Source organism: Congregibacter brevis (assembly GCF_045689245.1).
Taxonomy (GTDB): domain Bacteria; phylum Pseudomonadota; class Gammaproteobacteria; order Pseudomonadales; family Halieaceae; genus Congregibacter; species Congregibacter brevis.
On sequence record NZ_CP136865.1, the window covers coordinates 3,579,753 to 3,594,644 of the forward strand.

29 protein-coding genes are annotated in these 14,892 nt (G+C 53.0%); 1 reads left to right on the plus strand and 28 read right to left on the minus strand.

The annotated features are described in order from the left end of the window. Window positions 1-67: 67 nt before the first annotated feature. The 27 genes from rpsD to R0137_RS16020 all read right to left on the minus strand — a co-directional run bounded on the left by rpsD (window position 68) and on the right by R0137_RS16020 (window position 13,007). On the minus strand, window positions 68-688 hold the full coding sequence (gene rpsD / locus R0137_RS15890) for a 30S ribosomal protein S4 (RefSeq protein ID WP_405273201.1): 621 nt from the start codon (window positions 686-688) through the stop codon (window positions 68-70). Between the two features lie 14 nt (window positions 689-702). Next, window positions 703-1,095 carry a 30S ribosomal protein S11 gene (rpsK, locus tag R0137_RS15895; protein WP_008292587.1) on the minus strand — a complete coding sequence of 131 codons (393 nt, stop codon included), beginning with the start codon at window positions 1,093-1,095 and terminating at the stop codon, window positions 703-705. A gap of 94 nt (window positions 1,096-1,189) precedes the next feature. Further along, complete coding sequence (rpsM, locus tag R0137_RS15900) at window positions 1,190-1,546, minus strand: 30S ribosomal protein S13 (protein ID WP_405273197.1); 357 nt, start codon at window positions 1,544-1,546, stop codon at window positions 1,190-1,192. A gap of 135 nt (window positions 1,547-1,681) precedes the next feature. Continuing rightward, complete coding sequence (gene rpmJ / locus R0137_RS15905) at window positions 1,682-1,798, minus strand: 50S ribosomal protein L36 (RefSeq protein ID WP_075998814.1); 117 nt, start codon at window positions 1,796-1,798, stop codon at window positions 1,682-1,684. Between the two features lie 27 nt (window positions 1,799-1,825). Further along, complete coding sequence (gene secY / locus R0137_RS15910) at window positions 1,826-3,148, minus strand: preprotein translocase subunit SecY (RefSeq protein WP_405273194.1); 1,323 nt, start codon at window positions 3,146-3,148, stop codon at window positions 1,826-1,828. Window positions 3,149-3,211: 63 nt separating this feature from the next. Further along, a complete protein-coding gene (rplO, locus tag R0137_RS15915; protein ID WP_407330035.1) occupies window positions 3,212-3,646 on the minus strand; it encodes a 50S ribosomal protein L15 in 435 nt (144 codons plus the stop codon). Window positions 3,647-3,654: 8 nt separating this feature from the next. Further along, window positions 3,655-3,843, minus strand: a complete 189-nt coding sequence (rpmD, locus tag R0137_RS15920; protein ID WP_405273193.1) for a 50S ribosomal protein L30 — start codon at window positions 3,841-3,843, stop codon at window positions 3,655-3,657. 66 nt (window positions 3,844-3,909) lie between these two features. Next, window positions 3,910-4,416, minus strand: a complete 507-nt coding sequence (gene rpsE, locus R0137_RS15925) for a 30S ribosomal protein S5 (RefSeq protein WP_407327380.1) — start codon at window positions 4,414-4,416, stop codon at window positions 3,910-3,912. Window positions 4,417-4,428: 12 nt separating this feature from the next. Beyond that, entirely contained in the window at window positions 4,429-4,779 is a 351-nt protein-coding gene (gene rplR, locus R0137_RS15930; protein WP_009024895.1) for a 50S ribosomal protein L18, read from the minus strand. Between the two features lie 12 nt (window positions 4,780-4,791). Further along, window positions 4,792-5,319: a 50S ribosomal protein L6 gene (rplF, locus tag R0137_RS15935; RefSeq protein ID WP_405273191.1), complete on the minus strand. Its 528-nt coding sequence runs from the start codon at window positions 5,317-5,319 to the stop codon at window positions 4,792-4,794. Between the two features lie 82 nt (window positions 5,320-5,401). After that, window positions 5,402-5,797, minus strand: coding sequence for a 30S ribosomal protein S8 (rpsH, locus tag R0137_RS15940; protein ID WP_405273188.1), 396 nt, complete (start codon window positions 5,795-5,797; stop codon window positions 5,402-5,404). Between the two features lie 24 nt (window positions 5,798-5,821). Next, the gene (gene rpsN / locus R0137_RS15945) at window positions 5,822-6,127 is read right to left on the minus strand and encodes a 30S ribosomal protein S14 (protein WP_405273186.1); all 306 of its coding nucleotides are present in this window, start codon (window positions 6,125-6,127) and stop codon (window positions 5,822-5,824) included. Between the two features lie 8 nt (window positions 6,128-6,135). Further along, entirely contained in the window at window positions 6,136-6,675 is a 540-nt protein-coding gene (rplE, locus tag R0137_RS15950) for a 50S ribosomal protein L5 (protein ID WP_405273184.1), read from the minus strand. 23 nt (window positions 6,676-6,698) lie between these two features. Further along, window positions 6,699-7,013, minus strand: coding sequence for a 50S ribosomal protein L24 (gene rplX / locus R0137_RS15955; protein ID WP_407327383.1), 315 nt, complete (start codon window positions 7,011-7,013; stop codon window positions 6,699-6,701). Window positions 7,014-7,079: 66 nt separating this feature from the next. Continuing rightward, the gene (gene rplN / locus R0137_RS15960; RefSeq protein ID WP_008292599.1) at window positions 7,080-7,448 is read right to left on the minus strand and encodes a 50S ribosomal protein L14; all 369 of its coding nucleotides are present in this window, start codon (window positions 7,446-7,448) and stop codon (window positions 7,080-7,082) included. Continuing rightward, window positions 7,445-7,714, minus strand: a complete 270-nt coding sequence (gene rpsQ / locus R0137_RS15965; protein ID WP_405273180.1) for a 30S ribosomal protein S17 — start codon at window positions 7,712-7,714, stop codon at window positions 7,445-7,447. Before rpsQ ends, rplN begins: the two co-directional genes overlap by 4 nt. A gap of 2 nt (window positions 7,715-7,716) precedes the next feature. Further along, entirely contained in the window at window positions 7,717-7,908 is a 192-nt protein-coding gene (gene rpmC / locus R0137_RS15970; protein WP_008292601.1) for a 50S ribosomal protein L29, read from the minus strand. After that, window positions 7,908-8,321 (minus strand): 50S ribosomal protein L16, encoded by a 414-nt coding sequence (rplP, locus tag R0137_RS15975; protein WP_407327386.1) that lies wholly within the window; start codon window positions 8,319-8,321, stop codon window positions 7,908-7,910. Before rplP ends, rpmC begins: the two co-directional genes overlap by 1 nt. Before the next feature lie 29 nt (window positions 8,322-8,350). After that, a complete protein-coding gene (gene rpsC, locus R0137_RS15980) occupies window positions 8,351-9,019 on the minus strand; it encodes a 30S ribosomal protein S3 (RefSeq protein ID WP_405273175.1) in 669 nt (222 codons plus the stop codon). A 19-nt stretch (window positions 9,020-9,038) separates the two neighbouring features. After that, the gene (gene rplV, locus R0137_RS15985; RefSeq protein WP_008292606.1) at window positions 9,039-9,377 is read right to left on the minus strand and encodes a 50S ribosomal protein L22; all 339 of its coding nucleotides are present in this window, start codon (window positions 9,375-9,377) and stop codon (window positions 9,039-9,041) included. 28 nt (window positions 9,378-9,405) lie between these two features. After that, entirely contained in the window at window positions 9,406-9,681 is a 276-nt protein-coding gene (gene rpsS, locus R0137_RS15990; protein WP_407327388.1) for a 30S ribosomal protein S19, read from the minus strand. 48 nt (window positions 9,682-9,729) lie between these two features. Next, the gene (gene rplB / locus R0137_RS15995) at window positions 9,730-10,557 is read right to left on the minus strand and encodes a 50S ribosomal protein L2 (protein ID WP_407327390.1); all 828 of its coding nucleotides are present in this window, start codon (window positions 10,555-10,557) and stop codon (window positions 9,730-9,732) included. A gap of 14 nt (window positions 10,558-10,571) precedes the next feature. Next, complete coding sequence (rplW, locus tag R0137_RS16000; RefSeq protein ID WP_405273172.1) at window positions 10,572-10,868, minus strand: 50S ribosomal protein L23; 297 nt, start codon at window positions 10,866-10,868, stop codon at window positions 10,572-10,574. Next, window positions 10,865-11,482, minus strand: a complete 618-nt coding sequence (gene rplD, locus R0137_RS16005) for a 50S ribosomal protein L4 (RefSeq protein ID WP_407327393.1) — start codon at window positions 11,480-11,482, stop codon at window positions 10,865-10,867. The genes rplW and rplD overlap by 4 nt, the downstream gene beginning before the upstream one ends. A 17-nt stretch (window positions 11,483-11,499) precedes the next feature. After that, window positions 11,500-12,135, minus strand: coding sequence for a 50S ribosomal protein L3 (gene rplC / locus R0137_RS16010; protein ID WP_407330036.1), 636 nt, complete (start codon window positions 12,133-12,135; stop codon window positions 11,500-11,502). 128 nt (window positions 12,136-12,263) lie between these two features. Beyond that, a complete protein-coding gene (gene rpsJ, locus R0137_RS16015) occupies window positions 12,264-12,575 on the minus strand; it encodes a 30S ribosomal protein S10 (protein ID WP_008292615.1) in 312 nt (103 codons plus the stop codon). A 195-nt stretch (window positions 12,576-12,770) separates the two neighbouring features. Next, on the minus strand, window positions 12,771-13,007 hold the full coding sequence (locus tag R0137_RS16020) for a YdcH family protein (protein WP_407327394.1): 237 nt from the start codon (window positions 13,005-13,007) through the stop codon (window positions 12,771-12,773). 207 nt (window positions 13,008-13,214) lie between these two features. Between R0137_RS16020 and R0137_RS16025 the strand changes: the two genes are divergently transcribed. Continuing rightward, window positions 13,215-13,574: an NINE protein gene (locus R0137_RS16025; protein WP_407330037.1), complete on the plus strand. Its 360-nt coding sequence runs from the start codon at window positions 13,215-13,217 to the stop codon at window positions 13,572-13,574. A gap of 87 nt (window positions 13,575-13,661) precedes the next feature. Here the strand turns inward: R0137_RS16025 and tuf are convergent, their stop codons facing one another. Beyond that, the gene (tuf, locus tag R0137_RS16030) at window positions 13,662-14,885 is read right to left on the minus strand and encodes an elongation factor Tu (RefSeq protein WP_407327396.1); all 1,224 of its coding nucleotides are present in this window, start codon (window positions 14,883-14,885) and stop codon (window positions 13,662-13,664) included. Window positions 14,886-14,892 lie beyond the last annotated feature (7 nt).

The window sequence follows — 14,892 nt, forward strand, 5'->3', positions numbered from 1 at the left end:
GCACCTGTATATGTGTTCGGAACGATCGGCTCTGGATACTCATCACGTGGCGCTAAGCGCCACTTGCTTATTTAGAGTACAGCTCGACGATCAGGTTCTCGTTGATCTCAGAGGATAGTTCCTGACGATCTGGGGCAGCCTTGTAAACTGCCTCTAGCTTCTCGACGTTAACGTCGATCCACTCAGGCTCTCCACGCTGCGCTGCAAGTGCCATGGCTGACTGCACACGCAGCTGCTTCTTGGCCTTCTCGCGCAAGGAAACTACATCACCGGCCTTAACTTTGTACGAAGCAATGTTCACAACCTTGCCGTTCACCAAAATCGCCTTGTGAGCGACCAACTGGCGAGACTCGGAACGTGTAGAACCGAAACCGATGCGATAGACAACATTATCCAAGCGGCTCTCGAGCAGCTGGAGAAGGTTTTCACCGGTAGCGCCCTTGAGACGGGCCGCTTCTTTATAGTAGTTGCGGAATTGCTTCTCCAGTACGCCATAAATACGACGAACTTTCTGCTTCTCACGCAACTGCACACCGTAGTCGGACAAACGACCGCGACGGGCACCGTGCTGTCCAGGAACAGACTCCGGCTTACACTTGGATTCGAGTGAACGAACGCCACTCTTCAAAAACAGGTCAGTGCCTTCGCGGCGAGCGAGCTTACACTTTGGACCAATATAACGAGCCATAATCTTGCTCCCTCTTAAACGCGACGCTTCTTGGGCGGACGACAACCATTGTGTGGGATCGGCGTCACGTCAGTGATATTGCTGATCTTGTAACCACAGGCGTTAAGTGCACGGACAGCAGATTCACGACCTGGTCCCGGACCTTTAACCTGTACATCCAAATTCTGGAGACCGTACTCCTTGGCGGCTTCACCGGCGCGCTCTGCTGCAACCTGGGCTGCGAACGGCGTGCTCTTACGTGAACCACGGAAACCAGAACCACCGGAAGTGGCCCAGCTCAGGGTATTACCCTGGCGGTCAGTGATAGTGATGATGGTGTTATTAAATGACGCATGAATGTGCGCTATTCCATCGGCGATGGTGCGCGTGATTTTCTTGCGCGTGCTCTTGGCACCTGGCTTAGCCATGTATCTAATCCTGCTTAATATCAACACTGCACTGCGGTGCAGCTACACTAATTAAGGATTCGCAGTTCCTTTCCGGCCTTTGACCGGCGCGGTTTTAACGGCGAATCGGCTTTCTTGGTCCCTTACGGGTGCGCGCATTAGTTTTCGTGCGCTGTCCACGAAGAGGAAGGTTACGACGGTGACGCAGGCCACGGTTACAACCCAGATCCATCAATCGCTTGATATTCATAGAGACTTCACGACGAAGGTCACCTTCGACGGTCAACTCACCAACCTTGTTTCGCAGTACGTCCAGCTGATCTTCTGAAAGATCACCTACACGAGCGCTTTGTTCTACGCCACTTGCCTCGCAAATACGCTTAGCTTGGGTTCGCCCTACACCAAAAATATAGGTGAGGGAGATTACGGCGTGCTTGTTGTCGGGTATGTTGACCCCGGCTATACGAGCCATTCACTTATCTCCGAAAAACTGTGTACGCGCATCGTGACCGGCAACCAATGGCTGCTGCGACGCGAGATTGCGAAACCCTGAAAAAAGGCGCGCGATTTTAACGATTTCGTTGCCAGAACGCAATGCCTGCAACCCTTAACCCTGTCGCTGCTTGTGTCGCGGATCTGTATTGCAGATAACGCGGACCACGCCCTTACGACGAACGACCTTGCAGTTTCTGCAGATCTTCTTTACGGATGCTCTTACTTTCATCTTCCTACTCCCAAACAGAACGAGTTCTTAGCGAACGCGCCCTGCGTTTCCATAATTTTTGAGATTGGCCTTTTTCATCACTGAATCGTACTGATGCGACATCATGTGACTCTGTACCTGTGCCATGAAGTCCATAACGACAACGACGACGATCAGTAGTGACGTACCACCCAGGTAAAAAGGTACGTTCCACGTCACTACTAAAAACTGCGGTAACAGACATACGAGTGCGATGTACGCCGAGCCAAATACGGTAAGACGAGTCAATACACCATCGATGTAATTGGCTGTCTGCTGACCGGGACGAATACCGGGAACAAACGCTCCGGACTTCTTCAGGTTGTCTGCCACTTCCTGAGGATTGAACATCAGTGCCGTGTAAAAGAAGCAGAAGAACACAATAAAGATAGTAAACAACAAAATATTCAAAGGCTGGCCAGGACCAATTGCTACTGCCAAGTCCTGGAGCCAATCAGCGCCGCCCGATTGTCCAAACCACTGCGCGATGGAGGCCGGAAACAACAAAATGCTGCTCGCGAAGATAGCTGGAATAACGCCCGCCATGTTCACCTTCAAGGGCAAGTGAGAACTCTGCGCCTGGTACATCTTGCGGCCCTGTTGCCGCTTGGCGTAGTTCACCGTTATCCGGCGTTGACCGCGCTCGATAAACACAATCATGTAAATGACGGCTATCGCCAATGTCAGGATTAGCAATAGCGCCAGAATATTAATCTCACCCTGTCGTGCCTGCTCCAGAGACTGACCAATGGCCGAAGGTAGGCCAGCGACAATACCCGCAAAAATCAGCAGTGATATGCCGTTACCAACACCCTTCTCGGTAATCTGCTCACCCAACCACATCATGAAAACAGCACCCGTCACCAAAGAGGTGATCGCGATGACAAAGAACAAAAGGCCAGAGTTGTAGCTCATGCCCTGGTTCGCCATACCTACGGTCATTCCCGTCGCCTGTACGATCGCTAAAACGACCGTCAAATAGCGTGTGTACTGGCTGATCTTCCTCCGCCCGGACTCCCCTTCCTTCTTGAGCTGCTCAAGCTGAGGGGTTACGGCAGACATCAACTGCATGATGATGGACGCAGAAATGTAGGGCATGATCCCGAGCGCAAGAATACTCATGCGCTCCAATGCGCCACCGGAAAACATATTCGCTAAACCAAGAATCGTGCCCTGATTCTGGTTGAACAGCGCCGCTAGCTGATTCGGATCAATACCCGGCACAGGAATGTGCGTACCGATGCGGTAAACAATTATGGCGACCAATACAAAACGAAGGCGAGCAAAAAGCTCGCCCAGTCCGGCTCGGTTTGCTGAGGGTAACTCGGCCATCAGTTTTTCGTTGTCGCTCCTAGATCTCTAGTGGTTACTGCGCGTAGCAAATCGATCGAAGACTCAGTCTTCGATCTTGCCACCCGCCTGCTCGATTGCCTCACGGGCACCCTTGCTGGCTGGTATACCTTTGAGTGTCACGGCCTTCGTGAGTTCACCCGACAGGAAAACGCGAACACGCAAAACGTCATCGCGGACGATGTCGGCGTTCTTCAGTGCTTCCAAATCAATAACTTCAGCATCGACCTTGTTGAGCTCGCCCAAACGAACCTGCGCAGTAGTGCGTGAAATACGTGACGTAAAACCGTACTTCGGCAGACGCTTCTGAAGTGGCATCTGACCACCCTCAAAACCGGGTGCCACTTTACCGCCCGAACGAGACTTCTGGCCTTTGTGTCCTCGGCCGGCGGTCTTGCCGACGCCGCTACCGATACCGCGGCCGACGCGCTTGGCCGCTTTTCGCGAACCAGGAGCGGGGCTCAGGGTGTTGAGTCGCATTGTATCGCTCACGCCTGTTCCTCCACGGTCAGCATATAGCTGACTTTATTAATCATGCCGCGTACCGAGGGAGTGTCTTCCACTTCCACAGTGTGCCCGATACGACGAAGTCCCAAACCCGCTACGCAAGCGCGGTGATTCTTCAACCGCCCGTTGCTGCTCTTGGTCTGAGTGACCTTAATTGTTGCCTTAGCCATGAGTCGCTAATCCGTGTTAATACAAAAAACTGTTGTAAAAAAATGCTGTCGCTGGATCCAGGCGCTTTAGCCGTAAATCTCTTCGACGCTTTTGCCGCGTTTGGCCGCCACAGACTCGGGAGATGCCATATCACGCAGACCATTGAACGTAGCTCGTACGACGTTCACAGGGTTTGTTGACCCATAGCACTTTGCCAAAACGTTGTGGACACCGGCGATTTCCAGTACGGCACGCATCGCACCACCGGCAATAACACCAGTACCTTCGGAAGCTGGCTGCATGTAGACCTTAGATGCCCCGTGCCGCGCTTTGATAGGGTACTGAATCGTACCGTTATCGAGCTCAACCTGAATCATGTTGCGTCGCGCCGCTTCCATCGCTTTCTGAATAGCGACAGGCACTTCACGCGCCTTACCACGGCCAAAACCGACACGACCTTTGCCGTCACCAACTACGGTGAGAGCGGTGAATCCAAAGATTCGGCCACCTTTGACTACTTTTGCCACACGGTTTACCTGAACCAGTTTCTCCTGGAGGTCACCGTCTTGCTGCTTCTGATCGTTAAACGCCATCGTCTATATATCCTAGAATTCCAGTCCGCCTTCGCGCGCGGCTTCAGCCAGCGCCTTCACTCGCCCGTGGTACTTAAAACCACCGCGATCAAAAGCGACCTTTTCAACACCTGCCGCTTTAGCACGCTCTGCCAGGAGCTTGCCAACAGCTGACGCTGCATCAATATTGCCTGTTGCTCCGCTACGCAGACTGCTGTCCAACGTAGAAGCGCTCGCCAGGACTGTGTCACCCGTAGGCGCAAACACCTGCGCATATATGTGACGCGGAGTCCGGTGTACGCTCAGACGGTTGGCACCTTGGGTGCGCATACGCTGGCGCGCCTTGCGGGCGCGACGGAGACGCGAATCGTTCTTTGCACTCATCTCGATGTCCTGTTACTTCTTCTTGGCTTCCTTACGTCGGACATGCTCGTCCGCGTAACGAATACCTTTACCCTTGTATGGCTCTGGTGGACGGAAGCTACGGATCTTCGCCGCTGCTTCGCCAACTGCCTGCTTGTCTATTCCGCTAACCACGATCTCAGTCTGAGTCGGAGTTTCTGCACTGAGGCCTTCTGGAAGCTCGAAGTCCACAGGGTGCGATAGTCCGACCGTCAGATTCACTGACTTGCCAGAAGCCTTCGCACGATAACCAACGCCATTCAGCACCAGTTTTTTCTGCCAGCCTTCGGACACACCCTTAACCATGTTGTTTACGAGCGCGCGAGTCGTACCCGCCATCGCCTTAGACTTGTCAGTCTCGTAAGCAAAAGTAACGGTGCCATCTTCTTGGGCAATGTTCACGCCTTCATAAAGCGACAGAGACAAGGAGCCCTTGGCGCCCTTCACCTGTACTTCACGATCAGCAACGGTCAATTCCACGCCTTTCGGCAGGGAGACTGGATTGTTTGCTACTCTGGACATACTTCGCCCTTTCTCTTTGTCTTCAGTCCGTACCCGAAAGTACCGACAAGTCTTTTAACTAACTCAACTCGCACTCAGGTCTTTAGAAGACCGTGCAGAGCACCTCGCCACCAACACCGGCAGCGCGAGCCGCACGGTCTGTCATGACACCGCGCGACGTTGAAACGATAGCTATGCCCAAACCGCTTCGTACAGTCGGCAACTCGTCTTTGTTCGAGTAGCGACGTACGCTGGGACGGCTTACGCGATCGATCTCTGCGATTACTGGCTTTCCATCAAAGTACTTGAGCTCCAAACGCAGGCGCGGCTTTACGCCATCTGCATGGGCTTCGAAGCCGGCAATGTAGCCTTCTTCTTCGAGAACTTTGGCTACGGCAGCCTTAAGCTTTGAACCAGGCATATCGATACTGGTCTTGCCGGCCATCTGCGCGTTGCGAATGCGGGTCAACATATCCGCTAGTGGGTCTTGCATACTCATGTTTCTATTCCTTCTCGGCTTCGCTTACCAGCTGGCCTTAACCAGACCGGGGACATCACCGCGCATGGCGGCTTCACGGAGCTTGTTACGACACAGGCCAAACTTGCGATACACGCCATGCGGACGGCCAGTTATCTGACAACGACGCTGCTGACGTACTGGGCTCGCATTGCGAGGCAGCTTTTGCAGAGCGACCTGCGCGTCCCACTTCTCTTCATCGCTGGCGGTGGTGCTAGCCAGGACTGCCTTAATTTCTGCACGCTTCGCCGCATAGCGGGCGACAGTACGAGCACGCTTGTCTTCACGCGCTATCATCGACTTCTTAGCCATAACCCGATTTACCCTTTCAGCGGAAAATTGAATGCACGAAGCAAGGCGCGACCTTCGTCGTCCGTACGTGCAGTCGTAGTGATCGTTATATCCATACCTCGAAGACTGTCTACTTCATCGTAGTTAATCTCAGGAAAGATAATCTGCTCAGTTACGCCCATGGCGAAGTTACCGCGTCCGTCAAAAGACTTCGGGCTAATGCCGCGGAAGTCACGAATACGAGGAATCGCGATGCTCACCAAACGCTCAAGAAACTCATACATACGCTCGCTGCGAAGAGTGACCTTGCAGCCAATGGGCCAACCGTCGCGGATCTTGAAGCCAGCGATAGAACGACGAGCCAAAGTCACTACCGGCTTCTGACCAGCAATCTTGGTCATGTCAGACAGTGCGTTCTCCATAACTTTTTTGTCGCCTACGGCCTCACCAACACCCATATTCAGTGTGATCTTGGTAATGCGCGGAACTTCCATCACGTTGTCCAAGCCCAGTTCTTCTTTGAGCTTAGCCGCGATTTCGTCCCGGTACTTATCTTTCAAGGTTGCCATCTGCTTGTACCTGTTCCTTGCCCTTAGGCGTCTAGGGCTGTGCCACTAGACTTGTAAATTCTGACCTTCTTGCCGTCGACGACACTGAAGCCAATACGATCTGCTTTGCTAGTCTCGGGGTTGAAGATTGCAATGTTCGACACCTGAATCGCGGCCTCTCGCTCTACGATTCCGCCCTGAACACCTGCTTGAGGGTTAGGCTTGGTATGCTTTTTAATCATATTGACGCCAGTCACAATTACGCGGCTGTCATCTACGATCTTGCGCACTTTTCCGCGCTTGCCCTTGTCCTTGCCAGCGAGCACGATTACTTCATCGTCACATTTTATCTTCAGCATTGTTCTCTACTCTTTAGTGCTCACTGCACTGCTTACTGCGCGACAGCCCCTCAGGGCCGTCTGCCCTCAGATTACTTCCGGTGCTAGGGAAATAATCTTCATGAATTTCTCGCCACGAAGCTCGCGGGTAACTGGTCCAAAAATACGCGTACCGATAGGCGCTTCCTGGTTGTTCAGTAACACCGCAGCATTATCGTCAAACTTGATCAGCGAACCATCGGGACGACGAACACCTTTCTTGGTGCGAACGACCACGGCAGTCATAACCTGACCTTTCTTAACCTTTCCGCGGGGAATGGCTTCTTTAACGGTTACCTTGATGAGATCACCAACGCGTGCATAACGACGCTTGGAACCACCGAGAACCTTGATGCACATAACCCGGCGTGCGCCGCTGTTATCTGCTACTTCCAAATAGGATTCAGTCTGGATCATTGCGCGACGCTCTCCCCTTTCTCTACAACCTCAACGAGGTTCCAGGTCTTGCTCTTAGAGATAGGACGAGTCTCAGCAACAGTCACCAAATCACCGATACCACACTGGTTGTCAGCATCATGGGCGTGCACTTTCGAAGAGCGAGTCATGTACTTACCGTACATAGGATGACGAACGCGACGCTCGATAAGCACAGTGATGGTCTTATCCATCTTATTGCTTACTACTCGACCAGTTACGGTCCGGGTTCTTTTCTCAGCTGACATCGCTATTCACCTGCCTTTTCGTGCAACACGGTTTTAACTCGCGCGATGTCGCGCTGATTCGCCTGCAACAAGTGAGTCTGGCTCAACTGCCCAGTCGCCTTTTGCATACGCAGCTTGAACTGCTCCTCTCGGAGAGCCAGCAGCTGCTCGCCTAATTGTTCTGCGCTTTGCTCGCGCAATTCGCTGCCTTTCATCACATCACCGATCTTTTAACAAACGCGGTGGCAACCGGAATCTTCGCCGAGGCAAGCTCAAAAGCCTCCCGAGCCAACTCTTCCGACACACCCTGTACTTCGTAAAGAACCTTGCCAGGCTGAACCTGAGCAACCCAGTACTCTACGTTACCCTTACCCTTACCTTGACGAACTTCCAAAGGCTTGCCAGTAATTGGCTTATCTGGAAATACGCGAATCCAAATCTTTCCGCCACGCTTGATGTGACGAGTCATGGCACGACGAGCCGCCTCGATCTGACGCGCTGTGATGCGCCCACGACCCGTGGCCTTCAGTCCGAACTCGCCAAAGCTGACTTTGCTACCACGATGAGCAAGACCGCGGTTACGGCCTTTCATCGCCTTGCGAAACTTTGTACGTTTTGGTTGCAGCATTCTTCTAAACCCTTAGCTTTTTTGGCCGCTTAGCTGGCCGCTGCCTTACGGCCGTTGTCAGCCTCATCGGCACCTAGCACCTCACCCTTGAAGATCCAGACCTTAACGCCCAGAATTCCGTAGGTGGTTGCTGCCTCATATGTTGCGTAATCAATATCAGCACGCAATGTGTGCAAAGGAACTCGACCCTCGCGGTACCACTCGGTGCGGGCAATCTCTGCCCCACCCAGACGACCACTCACCTGGACCTTGATTCCCTCAGCGCCCTGGCGCATCGCGTTTTGCACGACGCGCTTCATAGCACGGCGAAACATCACGCGTCGCTCGAGCTGCTGAGCCACGTTCTGTGCTACCAAACGAGCATCTAGATCGGGCTTGCGAATCTCTTCGATGTTGATGTGCACGGGCACACCCATCTTTTCTGTCAAAACCTTGCGAAGCTTGTCGACGTCTTCGCCTTTCTTACCAATCACAATGCCGGGACGGGCTGTGTGAATGGTGATTCGCGCTGTTTGCGCAGGCCGCTCGATGACGACTCGGCTTACAGACGCGTTGTCCAGCTTCTTCTCGATAAAACTACGCACGTGCAAATCGGTAACCAACTGCTTTGCATAGTTCTTGCGATCCGCATACCAAACTGAGGTATGGTCCTTGACGATGCCAAGGCGGATGCCCGTGGGATGTACTTTCTGACCCATGTGGTCCTCTCCTAATCCTTTAGCTTTCGCCGTCGGCGACTTTTACGGTGATGTGACAGCTGCGCTTAAAAATACGATCTGCGCGCCCCTTGGCCCGCGGACGCAAGCGCTTCATCGTCATGCCCTCGTCGACAAACACAGTCGAAACCTTCAACTCGTCAACGTCAGCACCTTCGTTGTTCTCAGCGTTAGCAATCGCAGAATTCAGCACCTTGCGAACAATGTGTGCTGCCTTCTTGTTGCTGTACTCAAGCACAGACAAGGCTTCTTCTACGGGCTTTCCGCGAACCTGGTCTGCAACTAGCCGCGCTTTCTGCGCAGAGATGCGTGCACCTTTTAATCTAGCTGAAACTTCCATCAATCCGATTCCTATTCCCGGCCCGCGCTTAGCGCTTCGCCTTCTTGTCCACAACGTGGCCCTTGAAAGTACGCGTAACCGCGAACTCGCCAAGCTTGTGGCCTACCATGTCCTCGTTAACCAATACAGGCACGTGCTGACGCCCGTTGTGCACAGCAATAGTCAATCCAACCATATCCGGAGATACCATGGAGCGACGTGACCAAGTCTTAATAGGTCGGCGATCGTTAGCCTCCAAAGCCGTCTCAACCTTCTTTAGAAGGTGCAGATCGATAAACGGGCCTTTCTTTAATGAACGTGGCACTGTTTTGTTCCTCTAATCCTGTTCGTCCAATCCCAAAGGGCGCTGGCGTTACTTCTTGCGCCGGCGACGCACGATGAGATCATCAGTACGCTTATTCTTGCGGGTCTTGTAACCCTTAGTCGGTGTGCCCCAGGGGCTAACCGGATGCCGTCCACCAGAGGTACGACCTTCACCACCACCATGAGGGTGATCAACGGGGTTCATGGCTACACCACGAACCGTCGGCCGAACACCGCGCCAACGCGCAGCACCAGCTTTACCCAACTTACGAAGGCTATGCTCCGAGTTGGATACTTCACCCAAGGTGGCACGACAATCAGCCAACACCTTGCGCATCTCGCCGGAACGCAGACGGATAGTCGCGTAACGTCCTTCGCGAGCAGCAAGCTGAACCGAAGCACCTGCTGAACGTGCAATCTGCGCACCCTTGCCTGGCTTAAGTTCAACCGCGTGCACTACCGATCCCACAGGGATGTTACGCAGAGGCAGGCAGTTGCCAGCCTTAATGGGGGCTGCAGAACCTGACTGCACTGCATCGCCCGCTTTCAATCCTTTAGGAGCGATGATGTAACGACGCTCTCCATCAGCGAATAGAAGAAGTGCGATGTGCGCGGTACGGTTGGGGTCGTACTCAATACGCTCAACCTTTGCAGGGATCGCGTCCTTGTTGCGCTTAAAGTCGATAACCCGGTAGTGCTGCTTGTGCCCACCGCCAACGTGACGCGTAGTAATACGTCCGTTATTGTTTCGACCGCCATTGCGTGACTGCTTCTCAAGAAGCGGCGCGTAGGGCGCACCTTTGTGCAACTCCTGATTGACGACGCGAACCTGGTGACGGCGGCCCGCTGACGTCGGCTTACTCTTTGCAATTGCCATTTGTCCGCTCTCCCTTACTCAGCTGCCGCGAAGTCTATGTCTTGCCCTTGGGCAATTCGGACATAAGCCTTCTTCCAGGTTGGCTTTGTGCTAAACCCGTAGCGATTACGCTTCATCTTGCCCTTGACCTTCAGGGTCTGGACATCTTCAACGCTAACCTTGAACAATTGCTCCACTGATTTGCGGATTTCGCTCTTGGTTGCGTCAAGTGCAACTTTAAATACGTACTGATTATTGGCATCGGCAACAATCGCTGCCTTTTCCGACACATGCGGGCCCATCAGCACCTGAAATACGCGCTCACGGTTCATGCCAGCATCTCCTCAATCTTTTTGACAGCGTCTACAGTTACCATGACTTTGTCATGGGTCAGCAGACTTACGGGGTCGATCGCCTGAACATCGCGAACATCTACTTTTTGCAGATTGCGCGACGCCAGATACAGATTTTCGTTCACCTGATCGGCAATCAGCAGCGCACTGTTTACGCCGTAGCCATCTAACTGACTGACCAGCAGCTTAGTTTTTGGCGCATCAAGATCCAAAGTCTCAACGACAACCAAACGATCCTGACGAGCAAGCTCAGACATGATTGTCTTGAGGGCAGCACGGTACATCTTACGATTTACCTTAACGCTGTGATCCTGTGGGCGCGCAGCAAACGTTACGCCACCGCTACGCCAGATTGGCGAACGGATGGTGCCCGCACGTGCACGGCCAGTACCCTTTTGACGCCAAGGCTTCTTACCACCACCACTGACGTCAGAGCGTGTCTTTTGAGCTCGCGTGCCTTGACGGGCACCAGCAAGAAAAGACGTTACGACCTGGTGTACCAGATCTTCGTTGTATTCGCGCGCGAAGTTGGCATCTGACACTGAAAGCGTGCCTGCCGACTCATTCCCGGGCTTTAATATACTCAGTTCCACCTAAATTCCTCCCGCGCTCAGCCTTTAACGGCCGGACGTACGACAACGTCCCCACCGGGTGCACCAGGTACAGCACCTTTTATCAGGAGCAGATTACGCTCTGCATCTACGCGCACGATCTCAAGACCTTGTACCGTTACGTTGGCATTACCCATCTGACCCGACATCTTCTTACCCTTGAAGACGCGACCAGGGGTTTGACACTGGCCAATAGAGCCAGGCGCACGGTGCGATAGTGAGTTACCGTGGGTAGCATCCTGCATGCTGAAGTTCCAGCGCTTGATGACGCCCTGAAAACCTTTACCCTTGGACTTGCCAGCAACATCCACTTTCTGACCTTCTTCGAAACGCTCGACAGTCAGCTCGGAGCCAACTTCGAAGCCTTCGTCTTCGGCAGACAGACGGAATTCCCACAAACCACGACCAGCTTCAACACCGGCCTTGGCGAAGAGACCCGCCTCGGACTTGCTTACTTTGGCAGCCTTTCGGCTACCCGCAGTTACTTGAATCGAACGATAGCCATCGCTGTCGTTATCTTTGATCTGAGTAACGCGGTTTGGAGAAACCTCCACTACGGTTACTGGTATAGATGCGCCGTCTTCAGTAAAGACGCGCGTCATGCCGGATTTCCGGCCGACTAAGCCAATAGTCATTTTGCCAACCTCACAGTGTACGGGGCTCTCACCCTCTATGGCCGCCCAGTCCTTCACCACGAAAGCTTGGGCGTTACACACCTCGCACCCTTGTTACTGGCCGAGGCAGGTCTTGCTACGAATTGTCGTTAACCAAGACTGATTTGTACTTCCACGCCCGCCGCTAAGTCGAGCTTCATCAATGCGTCAACGGTCTTCTCTGTTGGCTCAATGATGTCGAGTAGGCGCTTGTGAGTACGAATCTCGTACTGATCACGCGCGTCCTTGTTTACGTGCGGTGATACCAGCACGGTGTAACGTTCTTTGCGAGTAGGTAGAGGTATAGGTCCTCGTACCTGTGCGCCGGTTCGCCGAGCTGTTTCAACGATTTCCTGAGTCGATGTATCGATCAGGCGGTGGTCAAAAGCTTTCAGGCGAATACGTATGCGTTGATTCTGCACGCGATCAGTCTCCAATCTTTTCAAAAAACCAGAGCCCCGCGGTGGGGACCCCGACAAATGGAGCGCGAATTCTAGGTATGAGCACCCCAACTGTCAAGGAATATTGTGTGAAATATCGACAGTCGGGGGGAAGAAGTTAAAGCGTGGCTACCGCCGTAGCAGAGGATGCCCCGCAGTGCCTGAGACCTGGCGAAACTACTGGGTAATCATACGGTAGAGCTCATCTTTCAGATGCAAGCGCTTAAGCTTGGCCTCCTCTTCAGTTTGCGTCGTCACAGGGGTCACTTCGGTCCCCATATTCTCAATCTCCTTGGTTAAATCATGGTAACGCTCGAAGAGCTTCCTAAAGTGAGCGTTGCTCGTCTTTAGATCATGAATACGTTCTTTGTGCTCGGGAAACTCATGGACCAAATCATGGTGAGTTACTGGCATATCACATTCCTCAAATAGTCTATTGGTCAGAACCTATTGCCATGAAACTTCGAATTCATCGCAGTATTGCGTCAGCTTAACGCGTGCCTTTCGTTCAACACCATGACCTGTGTCATGATCAATACAGGATGAAGCGAAGATTACCCGCATAGGCGGGCTAGTATTCAAGGAGAATGACCGGTTATGGAACGCTCACACTCTGTAGTTATGGGTTACCTGCTGTGGATCTTCGGCTTCATGGGCGCTCATCGCTTCTATTACGGGCGCCCAATTACCGGGACAATCTGGTTCTTTACTTTTGGACTGTTCTTTATCGGCTGGATTATCGATCTACTGCTGATACCGGGAATGAACGATGATGCGGACAGGCGCTATTATGAAGGTGACATCGACTACAACATCGCATGGATTCTCCTCACATTCCTGGGAGCCTTCGGCATCCACCGCTTCTATATGGGCAAAGTCTTTACCGGCCTTTTGTATCTTTTCACCGTGGGTCTGTTTGGTCTTGGGATCCTATACGACTATTGGACGCTTAATGAGCAGATCGATGAGATTAACGAGTGATTCTGTGAACGCTAGCGTCAATCGTTAATGTCAGGCACAAAAAAGCCCAGCTAATCAGCTGGGCTCTTCCGTATCACTTTCCGCGTCTTACTCGATGATCTTAGCGACGACGCCAGCACCAACAGTTCGACCACCCTCACGGATAGCAAAACGCAGGCCTTCTTCCATCGCAATCGGTGCAATCAACGTCACTACCATCTGTACGTTATCGCCCGGCATAACCATCTCAACGCCTTCGGGAAGCTCACAAGCACCCGTCACGTCCGTCGTACGGAAGTAAAACTGCGGACGGTAGCCCTTGAAGAATGGCGTGTGACGACCACCCTCATCCTTGGACAGTACATACACCTCAGACTCAAACTTGGTGTGAGGGTTAACACTGCCTGGCTTAGACAGAACCTGTCCACGCTCGACTTCCTCACGCTTAGTACCACGCAACAGAACACCAACGTTCTCGCCCGCACGACCTTCGTCAAGCAGCTTGCGGAACATCTCAACACCTGTGCATGTAGTCTTAGCCGTGTCCTTGATGCCGACAATCTCAATCTCGTCGCCAACAGTCACGATACCGCGCTCAACACGACCGGTAACAACAGTTCCACGACCCGAGATAGAGAACACGTCCTCTACCGGCATCAGGAACGGCTGATCAATCGCTCGCTCGGGCTCTGGGATGTAAGAGTCCAGAGTCTCAACCAGGGTCTTAACCGCAGTTGTGCCCAGCTCGTTGTCATCCTTGCCTTCCAGCGCCATGAGCGCTGAACCACAGATGATCGGAGTGTCGTCACCCGGGAACTCGTACTGATCAAGAAGCTCACGAAGCTCCATCTCAACCAGCTCTTTCATCTCTTCGTATTCTTCCGAATCCGCACCGCCGCAATCTTCTGCAAGCAGGTCAGCCTTGTTCAGGAAAACCACGATGTAAGGTACGCCTACCTGGCGAGACAGCAGAATGTGCTCGCGAGTCTGAGGCATAGGGCCGTCAGTGGCGCCACATACCAGAATCGCACCGTCCATCTGCGCAGCACCAGTGATCATGTTCTTCACATAATCCGCGTGCCCTGGGCAGTCAACGTGAGCGTAGTGACGGCTGTCCGACTCATACTCAACGTGGGAAGTCGCAATCGTAATGCCGCGCTCTTTCTCTTCCGGAGCGTTATCAATACCGTCAAACGCTACCAGATCGCCGCCCCATACTTCTGAGCATACCCGTGTAAGCGCCGCCGTCAGCGTCGTCTTACCGTGGTCAACGTGTCCAATCGTTCCCACGTTAACGTGGGGCTTATCGCGCTCAAATGCTGCTTTTGCCACTTTGCTT